The organism is Odoribacter laneus YIT 12061 (genome assembly GCF_000243215.1).
GTDB classification, from domain to species: domain Bacteria; phylum Bacteroidota; class Bacteroidia; order Bacteroidales; family Marinifilaceae; genus Culturomica; species Culturomica lanea.
In genome coordinates, this window is record NZ_JH594597.1 from 135,935 (window position 1) to 161,099 (window position 25,165).

A 25,165-nucleotide genomic window follows, 5' to 3' on the forward strand; every position below is an offset into this window, starting at 1 on the left:
ACAAACCGTATGCGATGATTTTTATAAAAATTATATTATCACCGTTGAGTTTTTTATACGGTATAGGGGTAGGAATCCGGAACTTCCTATTTAACACAGGGATACTGAAATCGAAAGAATTCAATATCCCGGTAATCTGTGTCGGTAATATTACCGTCGGAGGAACCGGAAAAACCCCGCATACGGAATATCTTTTATCCAGGCTTCAGAACGATTTTCGGGTAGCTTGTCTGAGCCGGGGGTATAAACGCCAAACATCCGGTTTTCAACTGGCTACTCCCCATTCCAATGCAGAAGAAATCGGAGACGAACCTCTACAAATCAAACATAAATTTCCCAAAGTCATCGTAGCCGTAGACGAAAACCGGGTGAGGGGAATCGAACACCTATTAGCTTTACCTGAAAGACCGGAAGTGATCATTCTAGATGATGCATTTCAGCACCGTTCTGTAAAAGCCGGTAAAAACATTGTACTAGTAGATTACAACCGACCGGTGTTTAAAGATTGTCTGTTACCAGCAGGCCGATTAAGAGAAACGCCAAAGGGATTGAAAAGAGCCGATTATATTATAGTCAGCAAATGTCCGCCAACTCTGACTCCTATCGAAAAAAGAATTCTCTTTAAGCATCTGAAGATAAAGCCTTATCAACAATTATTTTTCACACATCAGCAATACGGTCCGATTCGCGACATAAATGCTCAGGAGACTCCGCTTCATCTGGATAAAAATTCTTATATCCTTTGTCTCACAGGCATTGCTAACCCCACACCTTATATAGAGCATCTTAAAAAATTCACGCCTCAAATCAAAGAACTGAGATACCCGGACCATCATCATTTCACTTCCAGGGATATTTCAGAAATTTGTACAAGCTTCGAAAATATTCCCTACCGGGATAAATATTTATTTACAACCGAGAAGGATCTGATGCGTTTAAAATCCTGGGATTTACCTGAAAACCTAAAAAAGAAAATATTTTACATACCCGTAGAACCGGTATTTTTAAATAAACAAGATGTTTTATTAAATGAATTGAAAGACTATGTTACAAAAAATAAATGAAAGTGCAGCTTATATCTCGCGTTTTCTGGAAAAAGAAACCTGCTCCATCGGTATCATCTTGGGAACCGGCCTGGGTGAGCTTGGAAAATCCATAGAGGTAAAACATACTATTCCTTATGCTGCTATCCCTCATTTTCCTGTTTCGACAGTACAAGGTCACAAAGGAAACTTACTTATCGGAAAATTCGGAGGTAAAAATGTAATCGCTATGCAAGGCAGATTTCATTTTTACGAAGGTTATTCTATGCAGGAGGTTACTTTCCCCATCCGGGTATTGCATCAATTGGGGGTGTCCCGTTTATTTGTCTCCAATGCAGCCGGAGGAGTAAACACAACTTTCCTGGCAGGAGATTTAATGATTATTACCGATCACATAAATCTTTTCCCGGAACATCCATTAAGAGGTAAAAATATCGATGAATTGGGACCTCGGTTTCCGGGTATGACAAATGCTTATAGTCCGGATTTGATCCGTCTGGCTGAAGGAGCCGGAGAGAAATTAGGTATTCAATTGAGGAAAGGCGTATATGCAGGATTACAGGGACCTTCTTTCGAAACGCCGGCAGAATACAATTGGATCCGGATCATCGGCGGAGATGCCGTCGGAATGTCCACTGTTCCCGAAATCATCGTTGCCCGTCACATGAACATGGAATGTTTCGGAATGTCCGTCATTACCAATAGTACCGCTTCTCCGGAATTGATAAAAACAGATCACGAAGAAGTACAGGACATCGGTAATACCGCTCAGCCCCGAATGACAGCTTTGTTTAAAGAAATTATTTCCAGCTTATAATTCCCCGAGGAGGGAAATCATCGTTGAGAGTTCGTGTATCGACCACTGATACCGTATTCTCAACGATATTTTTATCGTGCTATCTTCCAGTTCAAAACCTATCGCATCATCCATTCTATAACCGGAACGAGGATTGCAGTCATAATTCCCATTACTCCAATGGCCAAACCGCTGATAGCTCCTTCAACAGCACCTAGTTCCATGGCCCGGGCCGTTCCCAACGCATGAGCAGCTGATCCGAGGGCCAAACCTTTAGCAATTTTACTTTTGATTCCCAGCTTTTCTAAAATAAAAGGTCCTACAATACCTCCGAAAATACCCACTAAAATCACCACAATCGCAGCAATAGAAGGAACTCCTCCGGCTTTCTCGGCAATACTCATAGCAATCGGAGTGGTGACTGATTTCGGCTCTATAGAAGCAATCAGCACAGGGTCAGCTCCTAAATAACGGGCAATATAAATGACACTGAAAATACCGATGACACATCCTACAAAAACAGAAGTTACGATAGAAACCACATTTTCCCTCAACAGACTCAATTGTTCATACAACAAATAACCCAATACGACAACGGTCGGTCCCAACAAAAAACTGATTATCCGACTTCCCTGTTCAAAAGATTCATAAGATATACCCAAAAAGCGGATCAGGACAGCTAATACAGGGATAGAAATCAATAAAGGATGCAAAAAAGCTAATTTCGTTCGACGATAAAACCAAACGGAAACAAGGTAAATGCCCACAACCAATGTTAAAATAAATATTTCAGTATTCAGAATTTTTTCCATATATCCGCTTTCTTTTCATTGACTTTTCTCTTTTTTCAAAGCACTGCTGTATAAAAGCGACGATCACAATAATGATCACCGTACTTACCGCGCAGGCCACTAATATCACCTGCCAATATTTCGATAAAATATCCAAGGCATTTACAATACCAACCCCGGCAGGAATAAAAAAAAGAGCCATATTATCACACAAGAACCGGGCCACAGGCTTTATTTGTCCCGGTTTTACCCATTTCAGACACAAAGCCGTAAACAACAAGACCATACCAATGACACTCCCGGGAACAAATCCGTGAATCAGCCAGGCTACAAATTCGCCCAAAGCATAAAACAACAATACAATAAATATACCCGATAACATGATTTACCCTTTTGAAGCTGCAAAAATAATGTTTATTCCCCTTCGTTATCTCCTAACAACATAATTCCCGCTCCAAAACGTCCGGCATCGTTACCGCTCCGACGGTAAGAAAAAAATTCTTCGGAATGACATTTCGTACATAAACCGGCCACCTCAATATATTCTTCCCTTATACCCACAGCTAAAAGTTGCCTCCGGTTGATTTCCCACAAATCAATATGACATTTTCCCAAAGAATTTACGGGTCCGAGAATCCCGGGAAAGCTTTTCCATTTTTGCTGAAATAAAACAGCCACTTCCGGTCCGACCTCAAAACAACATTTCCCAATAGAAGGACCGATTCCAGCCCTGATATCGGCAGCACAACAGTTGAATCTGTCTTGCATGACAGTCGCCGTTTTCTCAACAATTCCGGCCAATGTTCCTTTCCAACCGGCATGCACAGCCGCTACTACTTTTTTGACAGGATCACACAAAAGGATAGGGACACAATCAGCTGCCAAGACCATCAGACAAACACCCGTCTCCTTTGTTACCAAAGCGTCGGTTTCCGGGAAACGACTCTCCCGGTCCATAGCTCCCCGGCCAGCATCCTGCCGCTTTACCTCCACGATATGATCGGAATGCACCTGCTGTCCCAAACACAAGGCTTCCGGACGAAAACCGACAGCAACAGCCAATCTCCGGCGAGCGACAAGCATCCGATCCGAGGGCTCTCCGTCCGGATAACCAATATTCCCGGCAGCCGTAGACACAAAATGCAAAATCCCCCTGCAAGCGGATAAATTTTCAAAACGATAAAAAGGGAATAATATATGATTTATTTTTTCCATTCTTCCTCGAATAGAGAAGCAGCTTTTTCCAATGCTTCAGGTTTACCCATATCCATCCACTTTACTGCCGGTTTATAACATCCCCGTATGTTCGTATCAGCAGCTATAGATAAATAAAAATCGATAATCGAAAATTTACCTTCCCAATCCTTCATCCGTTGAAAAATTTCCGGCGACAATACATGAATACCATTAAATGCAAACGAACGGTAATCTGTTGCCCGAACGTCTTTATCACAAAACTTAAACTCTCCTGTTTGACAATTTTTCCAGCCTTTCAAGCAATTTTGCTCGTCAAACAAAAGATAACGGGTTGTATTCCTCTGTCCAAGCAACAAAGAAGCCAATGCTCCCGAAGTACAATGCTCCTTCCAAAAAGCTTTTAAATCCAGATCCGAAGCTACGTCGACATTATGAACCAAAAAGGGCTCTTCTCCTTCCAGAAAAGGACAAGCTTTCTTTATCCCTCCCCCTGTATCCAGCAACTTTCCTCTTTCGTCCGAAAGATCTATCCGAACCCCGAAATTTTCATGAGCCTTCAAAAAATCGATGATCTGCTGTCCCCAATGATGGATATTCATCACGATATGATCCACACCGGCTGCTTTTAACTTATGAATCAAATGCTCCAACATCGGTCTGCCACCCACTTCTACCAATGCCTTGGGACAACTATCGGTCAGAGGCTTTAATCGGGTCCCCAAACCGGCTGCAAATATCATAGCTTTCATACGATTATGATTTTCTTTCAATAATTCTCTAGAACCTGCCTTTCCCAATCACATTCTCGGATGTGCCAAGGCCTAAGGAAGTTTTATAACAGCACTTTAAATTGCTGTTCAATTTCTCTTTCCCGGTGCAACAAGTGCACATTGACTCCCCACTTCCGGTACACATATTCAGCTAAATGTTGAGCACAATATACCGACCGGTGTTGTCCGCCCGTACAGCCGAAACAGACCATAAGACTGGTAAAACCTCTTTGCCGGTACCGTTCAACCGAAGCGTCCACCAAAGCATATACAGATTCCATAAAACGAAGAACTTCTCCGTCTTCTTCTAAAAAACGGATAACCGGTTCATCCAAGCCTGTCAGACATTTATAAGCCTCATATTTCCCGGGATTATGTATGGCCCGGCAATCAAAAACAAATCCCCCTCCGTTTCCGGAAAAATCTTCAGGGATTCCCTTCCGATACGAAAAGCTATACACCTGTACCGTCAATCCCCGTTCTTCTTTTTTTCCCACATTTTCGTCCCGGTCACACAAATCTCTCAGCGTTTTATCTAAATAAGGATATTCAGGAAAGCCTTCCTCCAACAAATTTCTTAAATTAGAAATCGCAAAAGGTACACTCTCCAGAAAATGCCGTTTCTTTTCAAAATATCCCCGGAAGCCATAGGCCCCTAATACTTGTAAGGACCGAAATAATACAAAATACCGAAGCCGTTTCTTAAAAGCTTCCGGATCCACAGGCATAAAAGCCTGTAATGCCTCTAAATAATCGTCCAGTAATGCCGCACGTAACATCTCCGGATAATTGGCTTTCGCCTGCCACAAAAAAGAGGCCACATCATAATAAAGAGGGCCTTTCCGGCCTCCCTGAAAATCGATAAAAAAAGGAGTTCCTTCCTTTAACATCACATTTCTGGCTTGAAAATCCCGGTACATAAAAGTATAAAAAGGTTCCTCCAGTAAAGTATCCGCCAATTTATCAAAATCATCTTCCAACTTATCTTCTGAAAACTCGATTCCGGTAGCTTTCAAAAAACAATATTTAAAATAATTGAGATCCCAAAACACCGATCGTCGGTCGAACTCAGGACGAGGATAACAACGACTGAAATCGAGAGTTTCTGCCCCCTTAAACTGCAAAACCGGCAGTAACCGGATGGTTTGCTGTAAAAAAAGACATTCCTGTCGACTGAATTCTCCGCTCTTCCGTCCTCCTTCCAAGGCATCAAACAAAAGAGTATCCCCCAAATCCTCCTGCACATAATACATATAATCGTCCGTATGTTCATATACCTCCGGTACCGGTAATCCCTGTTTACGCAGATGTGCTGACAAATAAACAAAAGCCCGGTTTTCTTCCGGGGAGGCTCCCCATACGCCAATACGGGTAAAATGCCAACTCTTTAATCTGAAATACTTCCGGTTCGAACCGGAAGAGGGAAATACTGTTATTTCCTGTACTTTTTCTCCGGTTATCTCCTCAAATAATCTATTTAGTTCTGGAATCATCGCCCTACTTTATTTGGAGTTAAAAATAATACTTTTAACTCCCCTACACAAGATTACACCCAAAAGAAAACTTTCAGAGGATATAAAATACGAAGAAGACAGAACGATGGAACTAGAATGTTCCTAGAAAAACCACTGATAATATAAAAGGGGGAAAGAGAGCGACCGGAAAATGAAATTTCGATCGTTTTTTTCTTATGCATCAGATCCCATAAGCTTGATAAGTCCTCTCCCCATTGCCCTAAAAATTAACCTATAAAATTCTATTCTTCTTTTCTCCGGCATAAAATTATTTTCCATTTTCTTTGTAATTTATAATGAATGAGCTATCTTTGCAAGCCGTTAATAGAAGAAATAATAATAAAATTCACATACGAAATGAAAAAGGGCATACATCCTGAAAATTACAGATTAGTAGCGTTTAAAGATATGTCTAATGGAACGACTACTATTACCAAATCAACCGCTGCAACAAAAGAAACGATTGAGATCGACGGTATCGAATATCCGCTGGTGAAATTGGAAATTTCCAATTCTTCACATCCGTTCTATACAGGTAAAATTAAATTGGTTGACACCGCTGGTCGTGTGGACAAATTTATGAACCGGTACAAAACTCATATGGAAAACAGAAAAAAATAAGTATTCCAAAAAATAAAAAAGCCGGCCGAAAAGTAAAAATTTCCGGCCGGCTTTTTTGTATCCTGCTTTTCCGGCAAAAGTTTTGTTATTTCAACTTCCTCTACGCCTGATCTAATTTCTCCTTGCCACTCTTCCTACAAGCCTAGTCAGAGCTGCAATTACAAGTAAACCGATCAAAGTATAATCGCCTACCTCTCTCGATAACCGCTCCTAAAATTACTCCCACTAAAACCCCAATACATGATTGATAAGGAACTACACCTCTTGTATCGCCACAATCAAAAACAAGAAGCGGCGAAATAAATCAAAATTATTATCCATTTCTATCCTTGTCGATAGCTATCTTCAGACCGACACAGTTACGAGAGAGCCCAAAAACTGACCCCGGCCGGAAATAAGAGAATGCTCATGAAGGACGAAAACGACCGATTGTCCTGACTTTAAAAATATAAAGGTCATTCCCTCACATTTTTTTCTATCCAACGTACTTCTTATAAAAACAGAACTTTGGCACGGGAATTGTCTTATATAAAGGAACAACTTATATATGTGCTATATTGACAAAATGTCAGTTGTATTATCTATAAATTCTGTAATAACTAAAATTGAGAAGGAGAGATTAAATGAATAAAATAGATTTCAGAAACATGCTGTTGGATGAGATTACAGAGGAATCTTCTGAGTTTTTACCGATACTGGGCGATGAAAAAGAATTATTGAACGACAACCTCAACATACCTGACACACTGCCAATTTTACCGCTTCGGAATACGGTTTTATTTCCGGGAGTAGTTATTCCGATAAATATCGGCAGAGATAAATCGCTAAAACTAATCCGGTATGCATACAAGCAAAGCGCACTTATCGGTGTCATTGCGCAAAAGGATACCAATACGGAAAATCCGACAATGGATGATTTGTTTAAAATCGGTACAATCGCTTCTATTTTGAAAATACTGGAAATGCCGGATGGTACTACCACGGCTATCATTCAAGGGAAAAAGCGTTTTTTACTGGAAGATATTCTGTATGACGATCCCTATCATGTAGGTAAAATCATACTCAAGCAAGAAGAACGTATGCCGGAAAACGATCCGGAATACAATGCTATTGCCGAATCTTTAAAAGAGATGGCAACCAAAATTGTCAAGTATTCCAGTCATATTCCAAACGAAGCCGGCTTTGCCTTAAAAAATATCGAAAGTATGCTGTTTCTGATCAATTTCATATCTTCCAATACAGATGTGGAATACAGAAGTAAGCAGGAATTACTGGAAATCGACAGTCTGAAGCAGCGGGCAATCAAATTGCTGGAAATTCTCAGTAAACAAGTCAGTTTATTGGAATTGAAAAACGATATCCAGAAAAAAGTAAAAATAGATATCGATAAACAGCAAAGAGAGTATTTCTTACATCAGCAGATGAAAACCATTCAGGATGAATTAGGCGGGAATCCTGTAGATGAAGAAATTAAAGAACTGGAGGAAAAAGGGAAACAAAAAGAATGGAGCGATTCTGTAAAAGAAATTTTTGAAAAAGAACTCAATAAACTGAAACGCTTGAATCCCGCTTCTCCGGATTATTCCGTACAATCGAACTATCTGAGGGAGCTGATTGACTTACCCTGGAATCATTATTCCAAGGACAATCTGGACTTGGATCATGCAAAAGAAATTCTGGATGCAGATCATTATGGATTGGAAAAAGTCAAGGACAGGATACTGGAATATCTGGCTGTTTTAAAATTAAAAGCCGATATGAAATCCCCCATTCTCTGTCTGTATGGACCTCCGGGAGTAGGAAAAACGTCTTTAGGTAAATCCGTAGCAAAAGCTATCGGGCGGGAGTTTGTCCGTATGTCGTTAGGAGGACTGCATGACGAATCGGAAATCCGGGGTCACCGAAAAACGTATATCGGTGCCATGCCGGGACGTATCATCCAAAGTATTAAAAAAGCCGGTACATCCAATCCGGTTTTTATCCTGGACGAAATAGATAAAGTGGGAAATGATTTCCGCGGAGATCCTCAATCTGCTTTGCTGGAAGTTTTGGACCCGGAACAAAACACCAATTTCCACGATAATTTTCTGGATATAGACTATGACTTGTCCAAAGTTATGTTTATTGCAACAGCTAACGATATTTCTACCATCGCTCCTCCCTTGAGGGACCGTATGGAAATCATCGAAGTAAGTGGTTACCTGCTCGAAGAAAAAAGGGAAATAGCCAAACGGCATCTGATACCCAAGCAACTAGAAAATCATGGGGTAAGCAAAGATCATGTCGAATTCCCGGATGAAATTATCGACGTGATTATCGAAAAATACACCCGTGAATCCGGCGTGAGAAGTCTGGATAAACTCATTGCCAAAATTATCCGGCAAATCGCCCGTAAGGTGGCCATGAATAAAAAATTCCACCTGACGTTGGATACCAATAAAATAAAAGAATATCTGGGTTCCCCCATTTTTTCCCGGGAAGAATACCAAGGGAATGATCTACCGGGAGTAGTAACCGGACTTGCCTGGACAGCCGTAGGAGGAGAAATCCTGTTTATCGAGTCCAGTTATAGCAAAGGAAAAGGACAACTCTCTTTAACGGGGAATTTGGGAGACGTCATGAAAGAATCCGCAACTTTGGCTTTGGAATATATTAAATCGCATACCAAAGAGATCGGAATTGATGAAAACATTTTCGACAACAAGGATATCCACGTACACGTTCCAGCAGGAGCTGTTCCCAAAGACGGTCCTTCCGCAGGGATTACCATGGTTACGTCTTTGGTTTCTTCTCTTACGGGAAGAAAAGTGAAAAAAGCGATCGCTATGACGGGAGAAATTACGTTGAGAGGAAAAGTATTGCCGGTAGGAGGAATACGAGAAAAAATCTTGGCCGCCAAACGAGCTGGCATTAAAGAAATCATCCTCTGTAGCGAAAATCAAAAAGACATAGAAGACATAAAGAAAGAATATCTGAAAGGATTGAAATTCCACTATGTAGACACGATTGAAGAGGTGCTGAAAATCGCTTTAATTTAAATAAGTCCCGGGTCATAAAGCCCGGGATTTTTTGTTCCTTCCTTTTCTCCCTGACCGATACAACAATCGTACGGGATTATACCCTACCCTGAGAAATCCAAATTTACCCAAATTTCATCTTCCGGCATTGTACAGAAAAAATTAATTCCCGATCTTTATCCCGCTGAACAAAGCTTTTTACCATTTATAATATCAGTCAATTTTTTTGTTCACCTTACTTTATTTAATTTGCTGTCATGAATACACTCAAACATTTATTGCTATTCACCACCGCCTGTTCATCTCATCCTGCTATAATGGCCCAGGAAACAGCTCCACAGCGTCCGAATGTAGTGATTATTCTGGGCGATGATATCGGATACGGAGATTTAAGTTGTAACGGCGAAAAAACGATTCATACTCCCCATGTAGATGCTTTAGCCCATCAGGGGCTGCGTTTTACAAATGCCCATGCAGTAGCTTCTACCAGTACTCCGGCCCGTTATTCTTTACTAACCGGCCACTATGCCTGGAGACGAAACGATACCGGTATTGCGCCGGGAGACGCCGGCATGATTATCCGGCCCGAACAATATACACTGGCCGACTTATTTCAATCTTGCGGATATACCACCGCAGCTGTAGGAAAATGGCATCTGGGACTGGGAGATAAAACCGGAACACAAGACTGGAACGGCTTTATTAGCCCAGGACCGGCTGATATCGGATTCGACTATTCTTATCTTATGGCAGCTACGGGCGACCGGGTTCCCTGTGTCTTTGTAGAAAACCAAAGAGTTGTCAACCTGGATCCCAACGACCCGATTGCCGTCAGTTACAAAACTCCTTTCCCCGGCGAACCGCTTGCAAAAGATCATCCCGAAATGCTAACCGTAATGAAAGCAAGTCCCAACCACGGACACAATCAAGCCATCGTAAACGGAATCGGACGCATCGGTTATATGAAAGGAGGGAAAAAAGCACTTTGGAAAGACGAAAATATTGCCGATAGTATTACTGAGCACGCTGTAAAATTCATTCAGGAAAACAAAGATCATCCTTTTTTCCTGTATTTCGGGACGAACGATGCTCATGTTCCCCGGGTCCCTCATCCCCGTTTCAGAGGTAAAAGCGGAATGGGTCCCAGAGGGGATGTATTGCTTCAATTCGACTGGAGCGTAGGGGAGATTTCCCGAACCCTGGAAGAACAGGGCCTTACAGAAAACACAATTGTCATTATCACCAGCGACAACGGACCTGTTGTCGACGATGGCTACCAAGATCAAGCGGTAGAACTTTTAGGAGATCACCGACCCTGGGGCCCCTTCCGGGGAGGAAAATACAGTGCTTTTGAAGCCGGTACCCGCATTCCGATGATCCTCTATTGGCCCGGAAAAATAAAAGCAGGAAACATCTCCGACGCCCTGGTTTCCCACATCGACCTGATCGCCTCCTTTGCTTCTCTTCTACAAACCTCCTTGCCCCGGGAAGCCGCTCCCGACAGCCAAAATCATCTTCCCGCCTTTTTAGGGGAGGACCCTAAAGGCCGAGAATACCTTATCGAATCAGCAGGCACATTGTCTATCCTTTTTGAAAACTGGAAATACATTGTTCCCAGTAACGGACCAACTTACAGTAAACTGACCAACACCGAACTAGGAAACAGTAAAGAACCACAATTATACAACCTGACAAAAGACAAAGGTGAAAAAAAGAACCTGGCTCCCAAATACCAAAAGAAAGTGGATGCCCTCCACAAAATATTACAATTGGAAAAAGAGAAAAACAATTGATACGAAACATATCATCTCCTCCGGGACCTGAAATCCCGGAGGAAAAATGACAACCATTTAAAAACAAAAATTACAATTTTAAAATAGCGGCTACTCCAAAGCTGATATCCAGCCAAGTAAAATCCCATTTATCTCGTACGACAGATTCTCCTGAATCCAAATCCGTAGCTTTTACATGTTTGTATTGAAGACAACTAAACGTAGCTTCCGCTGCCCAATGATCCGTTATACGGATAAATAAACCCGGCTTCAGATTAGTAGTCCACAGAAAATGTTTCCCGTCCGCACCCTCTTTCATACGACTTTTTCCCCATCCGCAACCACTTTCCAATTGCATAAAAAAACGAACACTCCCCCCTCCCACATCATATCGTAAAAAAGGTAGAACCTCTCCGGTATGTTGATGCCCTTGGCTGTCTTTCATAAATTCGTAACTGGTGATCACGCCCAATGCTATTCCATTACGGATAAAATAAGCCAGGGAAGGAGCTACTTTTAAAGTAAATCCTGTGTTAACCCTTCCGCGGTCCGGCGTTACAATCTTTCCTCCCCCTACGTAATTGACCCGTCCGCCAACGACCCAATCCCCTCCATACTGAGCAGAAGCTGTCAGAGTACTCAAAAGCAACAATATGCCAAGAATTCCCCTATTCATCCAGACTTTGCGTTATTTTTTTGACTAATCTATACTTATTAAAAAATTCTCTTAAAATTACCCGGAGTACAGTATAAGAAGGAATAGCCAAGATCATTCCGGGAATACCTGCCAAATTCCCCGCCAACAAAATCACCAGAAATATTTCCAACGGATGAGCATGCACACTGTTCCCGTAAATAAAAGGCTGAAACACCACATTATCGATCAATTGCGTAATCAACATCGCAATCACCATATAAACCAATAAGGGCAATAAATCCGTATAAAAGGGCAGATCAATATGCAACACAATCCCCACTACCACGCCAAAAACTACACCGATAATCGGTCCAATGTAAGGAATCACATTCAATACCCCGGAAACCAATCCAATGACAAGGGCATTTGAAAAACTCAAGCCCACCATCCATAACCCCAGCGTATTCAATGTCATTACCCCCAATACTTCAAACAATATACCGACAAAATAACGGACCAGTAACTTCTGTATGGAATCCAGAGCATTCCGTCCTCCTTCTTCATACTTAGCCGGCAATAAGGCTAAAACCATCCCGCTAAACAAACGACTGTCCTTTAAAAAAAAGAAAGAAATAAAAGTAATGGAAAACAAAGCCACAAAAATATCACTAATGGTGTTAGCCAAAGAACCAAATATCGTTTTTATACGAGTGACACTTACCAAAGAACTCAGACTATTGGAAATGGATTTTTCCATATCATCGTCCATTTCAATCAGTCCGTATCGTTTCAATACCCTGGAAATATCATCTACCGGAGATTCTAATTTACTCATCACATTATCTACACTGATATTCCCGATATTCTGGAATTCATGCGTCACCAACGGGATGATGGTCACCATAAAAAATATAAAAAGAGTCCACAGAGCCAGCAATGCCAAAGCGGCTTTTATCCCATTGTGCAATTCTTTTCCCCGGATTTTTACCTTCCCCAAAAGATCGATAATCGGCCTGCCTAAAAAAGAAATAACAGCAGCAATGAGTACATAAGCTATGATGGAAGAAAAATACCAGCAAAACAATCCCACAAAGACTAAACCGATAAAACCCAAAAAATATTTACCGAAATTATTCATAATCCCCTTTTTAATCCAGCTGATCTCCTTTTCTCTCTCTTTTTCTGCTTCAGAAGTTGTTCTGTCATGATGACTTAGATGGTCAAAAATAAAGAAATATCAAGACATAAAAAACTAAATTAATTCAAATTTAAAAAAATAGATATTTTTCAAAAACTTTCATAACTTTATTTCGTTTTAAATAGAGAAAAAATTGCTATGCTAAGACGCGCCTGGATGTTATATTACGACGGTTTACGCAACATGCCCCGATGGGCACGTATTCTCTGTATTATTATTGTTTGCAAACTGCTCATTATGTTTTTGGTCCTCAAGTTATGCTTTATGCCTAATTATCTCAATACTCATTATACAACAGATGAAGAAAAGAGTAACCACGTTTTAAACGAATTAATTACTAAACCTTAAATCTATGTTATACGAAATTTCTTCTACAACCCTAGTTGAATGGTCTCGCTGGCAATTTGCCATGACAGCCATTTACCATTACATGTTTGTCCCGCTCACCTTAGGACTTTCTTTTTTACTGGCTGTTATGGAAACGATGTGGGTCAGAACCGGTAAAGAAGAATGGCTGCACGCTACAAAGTTCTGGATGAAATTATTTGCCATCAATTTCGCCATCGGTATCGCAACAGGTTTAATTCTGGAATTCCAATTTGGCTCGAACTGGTCTAATTATTCCTGGTTTGTGGGTGACATCTTCGGAGCTCCTTTAGCAATAGAAGGCTTATTCGCATTTTTCCTGGAAGCGACTTTTTTTGCCGTAATGTTTTTAGGCTGGAATAAAGTAAGTAAAAAATTTCATCTTTTTTCCACCTGGATGGTCTTTTTAGGAGCAAACATCTCGGCTCTCTGGATTTTAGTCGCAAACGCCTGGATGCAAAACCCGGTAGGAACAGAATTCAATCCGCTGACCGCTCGCAATGAAATGGACAATTTCTGGGAAGTATTGTTTTCCCCTACGGCCATGAATAAATTTTTCCATACCGTCACTTCAGCTTATACACTTTCCGCTTGCTTTGTTGTCGGAGTCAGTGCCTGGTTTATATTGAAAAAACGGAATCTGGAATTTGCCCGCAAAAGTATTTTACTGGGCTCGGTATTCGGTATACTGAGTATTTTAGCAACTATATTCACTGGAGATACCAGTGCACAGGACGTCACCCATACCCAACCTATGAAATTAGCAGCCATGGAAGGACTGAACGAAGGAGGAAACGGAGTGGGGCTCACAGTGATCGGCTTCCTTGCAGAAGATCCGTCTTTACCAAGCACGCGTATGAAAACAACCCGATACGGCATTGCTATCCCTAAATTATTATCTTTTATGAGTTACAGGGATCCCGATGCCTATGTCCCCGGGATACAGAATATATTGGACGGATATACCTCTTACGAAGGAATTACTTATCCTTCGATAGAACAACGTATGGCTAACGGGAACAAAGCTATCGAAGCGCTGACCTCTTATAAACAAGCCATTCAGGAACAAAACCAGGAAAAAGCAGACAGTTCTCTTCAGATATTAAAAGAAAATTACGGGGATATCGGTTATGGTTATCTGGAATCTCCTTACGACGCCATCCCACCTGTTCCCTTGGTTTTCTACAGTTTCCGCATTATGGTAGGACTGGGAATGTTATTTGTGGCTTTATTTATTTTGAGCTGGTGGTATGCCAAAAAACGAAAATTTGAAAAATTCAGATTTATACCTTATCTGGCTATTGCCTGTATCCCCTTAGCCTACATCGCTTCGCAATGCGGCTGGATCGTTGCGGAAGTAGGACGCCAGCCCTGGATTGTACAAAACCTGATGCCGGTGAATGTTGCCATTACCCGTATTGCATCCGGCTGGGTCGTCACCACCTTCTGGATGTTTGCTATCCTCTTTACAGTACTGCTGATCGCTGAAATAGGAATTATGGTAGCTCAGATAAAAAAGGGTCCTAAAATGGGATAAATACAAAAGAATACGGGAGAAATAAATCTCAAAAACGGATAAGAATCATTTTAAAAATTCAAGATTATGTCATTATATATTTTGCAACATTATTGGTGGATACTGATCTCTATTCTGGGTGGAGCTCTGGTATTTCTCTTATTTGTCCAAGGCGGACAAAGTATGCTTTATACGCTAGGAAAGACCAAAGAAGAACGCGACCTGATTGTGAACAGTTTAGGTCATAAATGGGAACTTACTTTTACAACTCTGGTTGTCTTCGGAGGGGCGTTTTTCGCCAGCTTTCCTTTGTTTTACGCTACAAGTTTCGGAGGAGCTTATGTGGTATGGATGCTCATCCTCTTCTGTTTCGTATTTCAGGCTGTCTCTTTCGAATACCGCAGTAAACCCCGTAATTTTTTAGGAAGCCGTACGTATGAAGTGTTTCTGATGATCAATGGATATGCCGGGCCACTTTTGCTTGGAGCCGCTGTCGCAACTTTTTTCACAGGCTCCCCTTTTCGCCTCAGTCCTTTACATCAGGTGGAATGGCTAACTCCCTGGAGAGGCTTAGATGCCCTCTTTGTTTTTACCAATTATCTGCTGGCATTCGCCGTTTTTTTCCTGGCCCGGACCATGGCCTGTCTTTATTTTATCACCAACTTAGAGGACGACAACCTTCAGATCAGATGCCGGAAACAACTGTGGTATAATACCATCCCCTTTTTAATCACCTTTCTGCTATTTCTGGCATTTATCCTGACAGGAGACGGATACGGAATTCTTCAGAACGGAAGCGTAGGAGCGGTTCCCTATAAATATTTTTACAATCTGCTCGAAATGCCTGTCAATACCTTGCTCTTTATCCTGGGAGTAATAGCTGTACTCTTCGGTATTTTCAAAACATTGGCCCGCCCCCAATGGAAAAAAGGAATATGGTTTGCAGCTCCGGGAACAATTTTAACTGTCCTGGCCCTTTTTATCCTGGCAGGCTTCAATAATACAGCCTTTTATCCTTCCTATACGGATCCGGCTTCTTCTCTGACCATCTACAATGCGTCTTCTTCGGAATATACTTTGAAGGCCATGTCGTATGTTTCCCTGATTATTCCCTTTATCATCCTTTACATCTGGTATGTATGGCGGGCTATGACCCGAAAGCCGATGAGCATACAGGAAATAAAGGACACAGAACACAAATATTGAATATACATTCTTTTGGAGTGGAAATAACACTTCCTGAGAGAAGCAGATAAATAAAGTCGTCCCCCAAGGTAAATTTTACTTTGGGGGACGATCTGTGTTCCCTTCCGAGCAGAATAGAGAAATGCTATAATGTTCAACGACTTAAAAAATGACCTCTGTCATTTGTCTAAGAGCAAACTTCTCCGGCAACTCCTTATCTTTTCCGTACCGGGCTAAGTACAAAATTAAAGGTATAATTGTCATAAGGTAATACATAGGACGGTAATGGCCAAGCTCCCCAACTGTTGATACACCCCAAGCCCATCTGCCGGAGATCGAAAGACACTGCCGTCAATTTCCTGGGTTCCAGTTCTCCGGAATGTCTCTGTTCCTTATGAAGCCCATCATCCAAATCTTCCTGTAAAAAATTCAAGGCGGAAGCAGAAAACGGATTATCGGAACGAATCAGAAGACCTCTTCCGTCTATATCTAAAACTTTCCACCATCGGATGTCTGTTTTTGTCCCGGATTCCTGAGGCCGGATATAAGGATAATATTGGTCTTTTACCAGTTGACGATAATGTCCGATATGCTGGGAATATTTGCGGTCTGCATAATTTTCCACCGGCCCCCTGCCATAATAATCGATGCGGTCAAAATGTTGCGGCATAACCAATTGCATTCCGAAACGGAATAAATGTGGCATTTTTTCTTTTGATTTATCCACGCTCATGTCCTCTTTTACCTTTATCTCCCCCCCAGCGTTCATTTCGTAGGTCAGGGTCAAAACTGCCGACAAATCAGGTAAATCATAGACAACAGTTACCAAAGCATTTTTCCCCTTCGCCTCTACTTTCATATCCTTTTTCTTCATTTCCGGATTTTTCCAAGCGGCGAATTTCCGTTGCAGATTAGCTCCCATATCATTATCAGTAGGAGCTCTCCAAAAATTCGGGCGCAAAGCAAAACCGGCTTCCAACATCTCTAATCCATTTAAGGAAATCCGCTCCAACCAACCTGAATTTTTATTGAAAATAGCGGTCACTTCTTCTCCTTGTAACACGATATGTACAATATCCTCATAAATATCAACCTTCGTTTTCCCATCCCGGATATCTGCACAGAAAGCATCGTATTCTTTTATCGCTAACTGTTCCTTGGCCACCACATGCCCCGCTTCCAATAATGGTTTATGCTGTTTCAGTTTATAATTTACATTTAACAATATTTCCTGTCCCTCCGGTATGTCCGATTCCTGATATCCCAAATGAACCAACTGGGTCTCTTGAGGCCCTATTTTTAAATTATCAACAACTCCCTGCCGGATGACAACCCCATCCTTCACCAATTGCCATTCCAGATAAGTGTCAGATAAATCGGTAAAGAAATTTTCATTATATACCTTTACTTCCCCTTTCCGAAGATCTACAGGTGTGGTTCCTATAGACTGATATACTTTTTGCACTTCATACATATGGGGATTAGGCACCCGGTCGGGACTAATCAAACCGTTACAATTGAAATTATTATCAGAAGCATCGTAAGGATTATAATCTCCTCCATAAGCATAAATCATTTTTCCATCTTTCGTATAAGCGCGAAAAGCCTGATCGACAAAATCCCAGATAAAACCGCCCTGCAATTTCGGATACCGACGGATCAAATCCCAATATTCTTTGAATCCTCCCTGAGAATTTCCCATCGCATGAGCATATTCGCACTGAATTAAAGGACGATATTGCTGTTCGTCTTTGGCATAATTTTCCATCCATTTCAAATCCGCATACATCGGACATACAATGTCCGTATGGGGCTTTCTGCCAGCTTGTTCATATTGCACAGCCCGGCTATTATCTCTCTCTTTAATCCATTTATAACAAGCTTCAAAGTTAGGACCGTCTCCGGCTTCATTGCCCAACGACCAAAAGATAATAGAAGGATGATTTTTAAAAGCTTCCACCATTCTCTGGTTTCTCTCCAGATGAGCCTGTGCATAGGAAGGATTTTTAGCTAATGTCTTTTCACCGTATCCCATTCCGTGCGATTCAATATTCGCTTCACAAACGACATAAATTCCATATTCATCGCATAACTCATACCAAAGAGGAGCATCCGGATAGTGACAGGTCCGTACAGCATTGAGGTTATTTTCCTTCATGATCCGGATATCTTCCAGCATCCGCTCCTTCGTTACCAAATAACCGGTTAAGGGATCTATTTCATGCCGGTCAGCGCCCTTGAATAAAACCGGTTTACCATTCACCAGGATTTGCCCGGCTTTCTGGTCCAATTCAATTTTACGGAAACCGACTTTTTGGGGAATAACCTCTAACACAGTTCCTTTACGATCTTTCAAAACAGTATTCAGCGTATAAAGAACCGGCGTTTCTGCTGTCCATTTTAAAGGCTCATTCACCTGCAGTACCGCCGCTATCTGTCCTTTACTGTCCGGACGAATTGTTGTCTGCATCAACGATTTCCCCTCGGGATCAAACAATTCAAAGACGGCTTCTACAGAAGCCTTGCGATTCAACGTAGCCGTAATATTTAATTGCCCGTCTTTATAAGCAGCATCTAAATCCGGTACGATAAACAAATCTTCAATATGAACGGGATGACGGGCATATAAATAAACTTCCCGGGCAATACCGGACAAACGCCAAAAATCCTGATCTTCTAAATAACTTCCATCACACCAGCGATAAATCTGCATGGCAATCAGATTTTCTCCAGGCTTCAGATATTTTGTAATGTCAAACTCCGCTGCCATTTTACTATCTTCGCTGTATCCGACAAACTGCCCGTTTACCCATACGTATAAATTAGAGGTAGCAGAACCGACGTGTAAATATACCTGCTGCCCTTTCCAACCGGAAGGCAAAACGATTGTTTTCCGATAAGAACCGACATGATTATTTTTAGTCTCTACCAGGGGCGGATTAGGCCGGAACTGATTGGACCAGGCATAGCCAGCATTCCGGTATAACGGATCCCCGTAACCGTTAAGTTCCCAAATACCGGGAACCGGAAAATCAACCCAATTTTTGTCTTCAAAATCTGTTTTATAAAAATTTACCGGCCGATCTGTCAAATCTTTTACCCAATTAAATTTCCACTTCCCGTTTAAAGACATAAAATTTGATGCCTCTTCTTTTACACCTACAGCAGCACATTTTTCACAAGGATAAGCGAAATAAGCAGTTCTCATCGGTGCCCGGTTGATCGCATTCACTCCCGGGTCAAGCCACTCTTTTTTCTGCGCAAACGTTGTCAACGACAAAATCAGACTTAAACCTAAAAACAATTTTTTCATACACAATTTATTTTTAATGCAAAATGAAACTAAACCGGATCAAAAATAATAAATAATGCTCTCCCCATAAGCATCCATCAGAAAGACTCAAAGCACCTGAGCTTTTTCCCCGAATGCTGCAACTCCTTCTCTGTCGTTTATTCCATATAACTGGTATTATCCCAACAATGCGTGCAAAGCTGATCTTTTGGAAGTCCAATCGCTTTTACCAAGTCATCCAAACGCTGGAATTGTAAAGAATCCAATTGCAAATGCTCACACATCGTCTTTACCATAGCTTTGTATTGCTCTGAATCCGGATCTGCATAAGGTTTAAGCATTTCTTCCGTCAATTCGGAAGTCCCTTCCAAATCCCGGATTACCCGCCGGGCGAATAAGTCGAAAGTCGAGCGGGAAGTCGAAAAATTTAAAAAACGACACGGATAGATCAGAGGAGGACAGGCGATCCGGATGTGCACTTCTTTTACTCCGCATTCCCTCAATTTTACGACATTGTCTTTCAGTTGAGTTCCTCTTACAATGGAATCGTCGAGAAAAACAATTCTGGCCCCACGCGTAAAAGCTTCATTTGGTAGTAATTTCATCTTTGCAACTAAATCCCGCATGGATTGATTCTGAGGCATAAAACTACGGGGCCAAGTGGGAGTATATTTTACAAACGGACGTTTATAAGGAATTCCTTTGGCGTTCGAATAACCGATGGCATGTCCTACACCTGAATCCGGAATACCAGCAGCAAAATCAGCCTTCAGATTATCCCGCATCGCCATGGCCGCCCCACAGCGATAACGAGCGTCTTCGACATTGATCCCTTCATAATAAGCCGACGGATACCCATAATAAACCCACAAAAAAGAACAAATTTGTTTCCGGTTACCGGGAGCAATAATAGAAGTAAAACCGTCCTTGGATACCCGGACCGTTTCCTGGGGACCTAAGTCCCGGACAATTGTATAGCCTAAATTCGTAAACGAAGAACTTTCACTGGCCACCACATAACCGTATTCATTCTTTCCGATAATGACAGGAGTACGCCCAAATTTATCCCGGGCCGCATAAATACAACTGTCCGTCAACACCAAAAAAGAACAAGAACCTTTAATTTTACGATATACAATCTCTATCCCCTCTTTAAAAGATTCCCCTTTATTTATTAAAATACTCACAATTTCCGTTGGATTGATCGAAGAACCCGATAACTCAGCGAAATGAATCTTTTCTTCCAGCAACTCCTGCGTAATTTCCTCTATATTGTCAATCCGTCCTACAGTGACGACCGAAAAACGTCCCAGGTGAGAAGTTACTGTAATCGGTTGTGATTCCATATCACTAATCACCCCTATCCCCAAATAAGAATCTCTAAATCTTTCCAATTCCGGTTCAAACTTATTTCTGAAATAAGCACTCTCAATACTATGAATTGACCGGACAAAATCCTGTCCGTTATAAAAAGCCATACCTGCCTTTTTAGTTCCGAGGTGAGAATGATAATCTGTTCCGTAAAAAACATCTGCAACGCATTCTTTACGCGATACACAACCAAAAAATCCGCTCATATATATCTTATTAATGATTCCCCGCAAAATTATAAAAATCCCCTAGAATAAAAACACCGTTAATTTGAACTTTTAATTTTCTTTTTTAAAATAGTTCCCTATCTTTGTGCAAAGAAGATAAAAGATTTATGAATATGGTACTGATGATCGGAACATCTGAAATTGTCATTATTGTACTGGTGGTGTTATTATTTTTTGGCGGTAAAAAAATTCCTGAATTAATGAAAGGGTTGGGGAAAGGCGTTAAAAGCTTTAAAGACGGGATGAATGGCATCGAAGAGGATCTGAAAGGGAATTCTGATAAGGAAAAATAAGCAGCAAAGGACTTTATGGACGATGCAAAAGAAAAGAATATGACTTTTTGGGATCATTTAGAAGAACTCAGAAAGGTAATTTTTCGTATCGCTTTGTTTGCCAGTGTTTTCGCAGTTCTCGCCTTTGTCAACAAGAAAATTCTTTTCGATATTATCTTTGCTCCCCAGCGCTCCGATTTTATTACTTACCGGGCGTTGTGCCAGTTAGCCGATTGGGTAAAAATTCCCTCTATCTGCCCGGGAGATTTTCATGTAGATTTAATTAGCATTAATCTGTCGTCACAATTTGTCGTCCACATGAGCGTTGCCTTTTATGCAGGCCTGATTATCGCCTCTCCTTACATCATTTATCAATTGTTCGGATTTATCAAACCAGCCCTTTATGAAAACGAACGAAAATATTCAACCCGTACCCTCGTGGCTGCATTTTTGCTTTTTTTCTGCGGAATATTGTTGAATTATTATGCTATATTTCCCCTTTCTTTCCGCTTCCTGGGAACTTATCAGGTAAGTGAAATCGTGGAAAATAAAATAACACTTTCCTCTTATATTTCTACATTTACCATGTTATCTATCGCCATGGGAGCCGTCTTCGAAATCCCTATACTGGCTTATTTTATGGCAAAAATCGGCTTAATCAACAGCGGACATTTGAAAAAATACCGCCGGCACGCTTTTGTAATTATCCTCATTATCGCCGCGATTATTACCCCAGCCGATTTGTTCAGCATGTTCTTGCTGGCTATTCCCATGTACATGCTCTATGAATTGAGTATAGTCGTAGTAAACAAAGCCATTAAAGCGAAAAAAAGAAAACTGACGGAATAAAAACGACACCTTCTCCCGTCACCGGGGCAGTTTCTATTTTCAACTTTTCTCCTTATCTTTGATCATATAAAACAACAGTTATGAAAATTATAGGTAATATTATATGGCTTGTCTTCGGAGGAATTTTTATTGCAATAGAATATTTTATTTCCAGTATTCTTTTATGCCTGACGATTATCGGAATTCCTTTCGGTTTGCAAACGCTAAAATTAGGAATACTGGCACTTTGGCCTTTCGGAAGTCAGATCGTTTCCAAAACAGAAGCTCATGGCTGTCTTTCCGTTATTATGAATATCCTTTGGTTTTTTGTCGGAGGAGTATGGATATTTTTATCCCATATCGGTTTCGGTATACTTTTTTGCATAACCATTTTGGGCATTCCGTTTGGTTTACAGCATTTTAAATTGGCAGGACTCGCCCTCACCCCTTTCGGACACGACGTAAAATAAAAAGAATTCAGATCACTTTTTCTCCGATGGGACTTTGCCGAATTAGTCTTATCTTTGTTTATTATTTAAAGCCCGTAGCACCATGAAAATGTGTATAGCTGAAAAACCAAGCGTAGCAAAAGAAATAGCCCAGGTTTTGGGAGCTACTACGCGTCATAATGGCTACCTGGAGGGAAACGGCTATTGCGTTACCTGGACTTTCGGGCATCTTTGCAGTCTACAGGAACCCCATGAATATACGGAAAAGTGGAAGACCTGGAACTTAAACACCTTACCGATGATCCCTTCTAAATTCCGGATCAAACTAATTGATGAGGAAGGCATAAAAAAACAATTCGCAATCATAGAAGAGTTAGTGGCCAAAGCAGAATTAATCGTGAATTGCGGGGATGCCGGACAAGAAGGAGAACTCATCCAACGCTGGGTCCTGACAAAAGCAAAATGCCAAGTTCCGGTAAAAAGGCTCTGGATCTCCTCATTGACAGAAGAAGCTATCCGGGAAGGATTTGAAAAGTTAATGGACGCCCGGGATTTCGATACGTTATATGCAGCCGGTTCCGCCCGTGCTATAGGCGATTGGTTGTTGGGAATGAATGCAACCCGTGCTTATACCCTAAAATATGGAGACGGAAAGAATGTACTTTCTATCGGGCGGGTACAAACTCCCACGCTGGCACTTGTAGTGGAAAGGCAAAAAGCGATTGAAAATTTTAAACCGGAAACTTATTGGGAAATACGCACGAATTACCGGGGCGGTTTATTTTCTTGTCTACGGGGACGCTTTAACAAAAAGGAAGAGGCCGAAGCCCTTTTACAACAAATTCTCCCGCTGAATCTGGAAATTATCAGCGTAGAACGTAAAAAGGCTATGGAGAGCCCTCCAAAATTATTCGACCTGACCTTATTACAGGTAGAATGCAACCGGAAATATGCTTTTACAGCCGATCATACCCTAAAAATTATACAATCGTTATACGAAAAGAAATTAACGACCTATCCCCGTGTGGATACCTATTTTCTTCCCAACGATCAATATCCGAAAATTTCGGGCATATTAAAGGGCTTGAAGCCCTATGCAGATTTGGTAGCACCTCTTCTGTCAGGAGCAAAAATCAAAAAGTCGCCTAAAGTTTTCAATGATAAAAAAATCACAGATCACCACGCTATCATTCCAACCGGAGTATTTTCCTACGACATGACTCCGGATGAAAAACGGGTATATGATCTGGTTGCCCGCCATTTTATCGCCGCTTTTTACCCGGATTGTGAAATTGCCAATACCCTAGTATTAGCCAAAATCGGAGAAGAAGACTTTAAAGCGACAGGCAAACAAATCCTCCAACCGGCTTGGCGGGTCGTCTTCGGAACTGTAACCGACAAGCAAAACGAGGAAAATGTATTACCTGCTTACGAAAAAGGAGAACAGGGTCCCCATAGCCCGGAAATACTGGAAAAGGAAACCCAGCCTCCCAAATATTACACAGAAGCGGACTTACTGCGGGCAATGGAAACAGCTGGGAAACAAATAGAAGACGAAGAATTACGCGACCTGATGAAAGAAAACGGCATCGGACGTCCCTCTACCCGGGCCGGTATTATTGAAACTTTACAAAAAAGACATTATATCCGCAAAGACAAAAAGCGACTGCTGGCCACTCCAACCGGTATCGAATTGATCCATACCATTCAGAACGAACTGTTGAAATCCGCCGAGTTAACCGGGCAATGGGAAAGAAAACTCCGGATGATCGAGGACGGGAAATATGAAATAAGCGGATTTATGGAAGAGTTGAAAAATATGGTTAATGAAATTATTCATTTCGTCAAGCACTCTTCCGCTAAGACCATTGCCACTCCACAAGAAGAAGCAAAAACGGAGGATACAGCCAAGAAGAAAAATACAACCAAGTCCCTAAAAGAATCCTCTCCCCTCCTCTGTCCCAAATGCGGAAAAGGCACTGTATTAAAAGGAAAGACAGCCTGGGGTTGCTCCTTGTATAAGAAATCCTGTGATTTTCTGATTCCCATTGAAATAGCAGGAAAAAAGCTGACTCAAAAACAAGTGGAAACGCTTGTCCGGAAAGGGGAAACCGGTATACTCAACGGTTTTAAGGATTCGTCCGGAATGGCCGAATCGGGAGTATTAAAATTAGATCCCACATACAAGGTATATTTTGAAAAAAGTAATAAAAAAGAAAAGACCTGACAAATTACTGTACTTTTCCTGAATACAAAAAAGAAACTCCGGTTCGGGAATATCAGTATTTTCCGGACTGGAGTTT

At 41.4% G+C, this 25,165-nt stretch carries 21 protein-coding genes; 12 read left to right on the forward strand and 9 right to left on the reverse strand.

Annotated elements, in window-relative coordinates; translation table 11 throughout:
- The first annotated feature begins 14 nt into the window (after nucleotides 1–14).
- Both lpxK and HMPREF9449_RS12885 read left to right on the forward strand, forming a co-directional pair.
- Entirely contained in the window at nucleotides 15–1,064 is a 1,050-nt protein-coding gene (gene lpxK / locus HMPREF9449_RS12880; RefSeq protein ID WP_040611940.1) for a tetraacyldisaccharide 4'-kinase, read from the forward strand.
- Nucleotides 1,045–1,860, forward strand: a complete 816-nt coding sequence (locus HMPREF9449_RS12885) for a purine-nucleoside phosphorylase (RefSeq protein ID WP_009137700.1) — start codon at nucleotides 1,045–1,047, stop codon at nucleotides 1,858–1,860. The genes lpxK and HMPREF9449_RS12885 overlap by 20 nt, the downstream gene beginning before the upstream one ends.
- A gap of 98 nt (nucleotides 1,861–1,958) precedes the next feature.
- Here HMPREF9449_RS12885 and HMPREF9449_RS12890 read toward each other — a convergent pair whose 3' ends face one another.
- The 5 genes from HMPREF9449_RS12890 to HMPREF9449_RS12910 form a co-directional block, all read right to left on the reverse strand.
- Nucleotides 1,959–2,651, reverse strand: a complete 693-nt coding sequence (locus HMPREF9449_RS12890) for an LrgB family protein (RefSeq protein ID WP_009137701.1) — start codon at nucleotides 2,649–2,651, stop codon at nucleotides 1,959–1,961.
- Entirely contained in the window at nucleotides 2,629–3,012 is a 384-nt protein-coding gene (locus HMPREF9449_RS12895) for a CidA/LrgA family protein (protein ID WP_009137702.1), read from the reverse strand. The genes HMPREF9449_RS12890 and HMPREF9449_RS12895 overlap by 23 nt, the downstream gene beginning before the upstream one ends.
- Before the next feature lie 32 nt (nucleotides 3,013–3,044).
- A complete protein-coding gene (gene pgeF, locus HMPREF9449_RS12900) occupies nucleotides 3,045–3,845 on the reverse strand; it encodes a peptidoglycan editing factor PgeF (RefSeq protein ID WP_009137703.1) in 801 nt (266 codons plus the stop codon).
- Nucleotides 3,833–4,576 carry a nucleotidyltransferase family protein gene (locus tag HMPREF9449_RS12905; RefSeq protein ID WP_040612001.1) on the reverse strand — a complete coding sequence of 248 codons (744 nt, stop codon included), beginning with the start codon at nucleotides 4,574–4,576 and terminating at the stop codon, nucleotides 3,833–3,835. The genes pgeF and HMPREF9449_RS12905 overlap by 13 nt, the downstream gene beginning before the upstream one ends.
- Nucleotides 4,577–4,659: 83 nt before the next feature.
- Nucleotides 4,660–6,090, reverse strand: a complete 1,431-nt coding sequence (locus HMPREF9449_RS12910; protein ID WP_009137705.1) for a RapZ C-terminal domain-containing protein — start codon at nucleotides 6,088–6,090, stop codon at nucleotides 4,660–4,662.
- 378 nt (nucleotides 6,091–6,468) lie between these two features.
- Between HMPREF9449_RS12910 and HMPREF9449_RS12915 the strand changes: the two genes are divergently transcribed.
- The 3 genes from HMPREF9449_RS12915 (at nucleotide 6,469) to HMPREF9449_RS12925 (ending at nucleotide 11,542) form a co-directional block, all read left to right on the forward strand.
- Nucleotides 6,469–6,732, forward strand: coding sequence for a type B 50S ribosomal protein L31 (locus HMPREF9449_RS12915; RefSeq protein WP_009137706.1), 264 nt, complete (start codon nucleotides 6,469–6,471; stop codon nucleotides 6,730–6,732).
- Between the two features lie 647 nt (nucleotides 6,733–7,379).
- The gene (lon, locus tag HMPREF9449_RS12920; RefSeq protein ID WP_009137707.1) at nucleotides 7,380–9,770 is read left to right on the forward strand and encodes an endopeptidase La; all 2,391 of its coding nucleotides are present in this window, start codon (nucleotides 7,380–7,382) and stop codon (nucleotides 9,768–9,770) included.
- A gap of 296 nt (nucleotides 9,771–10,066) precedes the next feature.
- Complete coding sequence (locus HMPREF9449_RS12925) at nucleotides 10,067–11,542, forward strand: sulfatase family protein (RefSeq protein ID WP_232211440.1); 1,476 nt, start codon at nucleotides 10,067–10,069, stop codon at nucleotides 11,540–11,542.
- A gap of 70 nt (nucleotides 11,543–11,612) precedes the next feature.
- Here HMPREF9449_RS12925 and HMPREF9449_RS12930 read toward each other — a convergent pair whose 3' ends face one another.
- Both HMPREF9449_RS12930 and HMPREF9449_RS12935 read right to left on the reverse strand, forming a co-directional pair.
- Nucleotides 11,613–12,197 carry a hypothetical protein gene (locus tag HMPREF9449_RS12930; protein ID WP_009137709.1) on the reverse strand — a complete coding sequence of 195 codons (585 nt, stop codon included), beginning with the start codon at nucleotides 12,195–12,197 and terminating at the stop codon, nucleotides 11,613–11,615.
- Nucleotides 12,190–13,296: an AI-2E family transporter gene (locus tag HMPREF9449_RS12935; protein ID WP_009137710.1), complete on the reverse strand. Its 1,107-nt coding sequence runs from the start codon at nucleotides 13,294–13,296 to the stop codon at nucleotides 12,190–12,192. The genes HMPREF9449_RS12930 and HMPREF9449_RS12935 overlap by 8 nt, the downstream gene beginning before the upstream one ends.
- Nucleotides 13,297–13,512: 216 nt before the next feature.
- On the opposite strand from HMPREF9449_RS12935, the gene HMPREF9449_RS16295 reads away from it, so the two are divergent.
- The 3 genes from HMPREF9449_RS16295 to cydB all read left to right on the forward strand — a co-directional run bounded on the left by HMPREF9449_RS16295 (nucleotide 13,513) and on the right by cydB (nucleotide 16,444).
- Nucleotides 13,513–13,704: a DUF4492 domain-containing protein gene (locus HMPREF9449_RS16295; protein ID WP_261795518.1), complete on the forward strand. Its 192-nt coding sequence runs from the start codon at nucleotides 13,513–13,515 to the stop codon at nucleotides 13,702–13,704.
- Nucleotides 13,705–13,708: 4 nt separating this feature from the next.
- The gene (locus HMPREF9449_RS12940; RefSeq protein ID WP_009137712.1) at nucleotides 13,709–15,259 is read left to right on the forward strand and encodes a cytochrome ubiquinol oxidase subunit I; all 1,551 of its coding nucleotides are present in this window, start codon (nucleotides 13,709–13,711) and stop codon (nucleotides 15,257–15,259) included.
- Between the two features lie 66 nt (nucleotides 15,260–15,325).
- A complete protein-coding gene (gene cydB / locus HMPREF9449_RS12945) occupies nucleotides 15,326–16,444 on the forward strand; it encodes a cytochrome d ubiquinol oxidase subunit II (RefSeq protein ID WP_009137713.1) in 1,119 nt (372 codons plus the stop codon).
- 193 nt (nucleotides 16,445–16,637) lie between these two features.
- On the opposite strand, the gene HMPREF9449_RS12950 is transcribed toward cydB, so the two are convergent.
- Both HMPREF9449_RS12950 and HMPREF9449_RS12955 read right to left on the reverse strand, forming a co-directional pair.
- Complete coding sequence (locus HMPREF9449_RS12950; protein ID WP_009137714.1) at nucleotides 16,638–19,736, reverse strand: glycoside hydrolase family 2 TIM barrel-domain containing protein; 3,099 nt, start codon at nucleotides 19,734–19,736, stop codon at nucleotides 16,638–16,640.
- Nucleotides 19,737–19,873: 137 nt separating this feature from the next.
- The gene (locus HMPREF9449_RS12955; protein WP_009137715.1) at nucleotides 19,874–21,292 is read right to left on the reverse strand and encodes an amidophosphoribosyltransferase; all 1,419 of its coding nucleotides are present in this window, start codon (nucleotides 21,290–21,292) and stop codon (nucleotides 19,874–19,876) included.
- Nucleotides 21,293–21,426: 134 nt separating this feature from the next.
- Here HMPREF9449_RS12955 and HMPREF9449_RS12960 point away from each other — a divergent pair, with 134 nt between their 5' ends.
- The 4 genes from HMPREF9449_RS12960 (at nucleotide 21,427) to HMPREF9449_RS12975 (ending at nucleotide 25,089) form a co-directional block, all read left to right on the forward strand.
- The gene (locus HMPREF9449_RS12960; protein WP_009137716.1) at nucleotides 21,427–21,606 is read left to right on the forward strand and encodes a Sec-independent protein translocase subunit TatA/TatB; all 180 of its coding nucleotides are present in this window, start codon (nucleotides 21,427–21,429) and stop codon (nucleotides 21,604–21,606) included.
- A 15-nt stretch (nucleotides 21,607–21,621) separates the two neighbouring features.
- Entirely contained in the window at nucleotides 21,622–22,434 is an 813-nt protein-coding gene (tatC, locus tag HMPREF9449_RS12965) for a twin-arginine translocase subunit TatC (RefSeq protein ID WP_009137717.1), read from the forward strand.
- 80 nt (nucleotides 22,435–22,514) lie between these two features.
- A complete protein-coding gene (locus tag HMPREF9449_RS12970; RefSeq protein ID WP_009137718.1) occupies nucleotides 22,515–22,883 on the forward strand; it encodes a YccF domain-containing protein in 369 nt (122 codons plus the stop codon).
- A gap of 82 nt (nucleotides 22,884–22,965) precedes the next feature.
- On the forward strand, nucleotides 22,966–25,089 hold the full coding sequence (locus tag HMPREF9449_RS12975) for a type IA DNA topoisomerase (RefSeq protein WP_009137719.1): 2,124 nt from the start codon (nucleotides 22,966–22,968) through the stop codon (nucleotides 25,087–25,089).
- Nucleotides 25,090–25,165 lie beyond the last annotated feature (76 nt).

Bases quoted from the DNA above. Each gene is read 5' to 3' on its own strand.
- lpxK (WP_040611940.1), top strand. From the start codon at position 15: ATGATTTTTATAAAAATTATATTATCACCGTTGAGTTTTTTATACGGT.
- HMPREF9449_RS12885 (WP_009137700.1), top strand. From the start codon at position 1,045: ATGTTACAAAAAATAAATGAAAGTGCAGCTTATATCTCGCGTTTTCTG.
- HMPREF9449_RS12890 (WP_009137701.1), bottom strand. From the start codon at position 2,651: ATGGAAAAAATTCTGAATACTGAAATATTTATTTTAACATTGGTTGTG.
- HMPREF9449_RS12895 (WP_009137702.1), bottom strand. From the start codon at position 3,012: ATGTTATCGGGTATATTTATTGTATTGTTGTTTTATGCTTTGGGCGAA.
- pgeF (WP_009137703.1), bottom strand. From the start codon at position 3,845: ATGGAAAAAATAAATCATATATTATTCCCTTTTTATCGTTTTGAAAAT.
- HMPREF9449_RS12905 (WP_040612001.1), bottom strand. From the start codon at position 4,576: ATGAAAGCTATGATATTTGCAGCCGGTTTGGGGACCCGATTAAAGCCT.
- HMPREF9449_RS12910 (WP_009137705.1), bottom strand. From the start codon at position 6,090: ATGATTCCAGAACTAAATAGATTATTTGAGGAGATAACCGGAGAAAAA.
- HMPREF9449_RS12915 (WP_009137706.1), top strand. From the start codon at position 6,469: ATGAAAAAGGGCATACATCCTGAAAATTACAGATTAGTAGCGTTTAAA.
- lon (WP_009137707.1), top strand. From the start codon at position 7,380: ATGCTGTTGGATGAGATTACAGAGGAATCTTCTGAGTTTTTACCGATA.
- HMPREF9449_RS12925 (WP_232211440.1), top strand. From the start codon at position 10,067: ATGGCCCAGGAAACAGCTCCACAGCGTCCGAATGTAGTGATTATTCTG.
- HMPREF9449_RS12930 (WP_009137709.1), bottom strand. From the start codon at position 12,197: ATGAATAGGGGAATTCTTGGCATATTGTTGCTTTTGAGTACTCTGACA.
- HMPREF9449_RS12935 (WP_009137710.1), bottom strand. From the start codon at position 13,296: ATGAATAATTTCGGTAAATATTTTTTGGGTTTTATCGGTTTAGTCTTT.
- HMPREF9449_RS16295 (WP_261795518.1), top strand. From the start codon at position 13,513: ATGTTATATTACGACGGTTTACGCAACATGCCCCGATGGGCACGTATT.
- HMPREF9449_RS12940 (WP_009137712.1), top strand. From the start codon at position 13,709: ATGTTATACGAAATTTCTTCTACAACCCTAGTTGAATGGTCTCGCTGG.
- cydB (WP_009137713.1), top strand. From the start codon at position 15,326: ATGTCATTATATATTTTGCAACATTATTGGTGGATACTGATCTCTATT.
- HMPREF9449_RS12950 (WP_009137714.1), bottom strand. From the start codon at position 19,736: ATGAAAAAATTGTTTTTAGGTTTAAGTCTGATTTTGTCGTTGACAACG.
- HMPREF9449_RS12955 (WP_009137715.1), bottom strand. From the start codon at position 21,292: ATGAGCGGATTTTTTGGTTGTGTATCGCGTAAAGAATGCGTTGCAGAT.
- HMPREF9449_RS12960 (WP_009137716.1), top strand. From the start codon at position 21,427: ATGGTACTGATGATCGGAACATCTGAAATTGTCATTATTGTACTGGTG.
- tatC (WP_009137717.1), top strand. From the start codon at position 21,622: ATGGACGATGCAAAAGAAAAGAATATGACTTTTTGGGATCATTTAGAA.
- HMPREF9449_RS12970 (WP_009137718.1), top strand. From the start codon at position 22,515: ATGAAAATTATAGGTAATATTATATGGCTTGTCTTCGGAGGAATTTTT.
- HMPREF9449_RS12975 (WP_009137719.1), top strand. From the start codon at position 22,966: ATGAAAATGTGTATAGCTGAAAAACCAAGCGTAGCAAAAGAAATAGCC.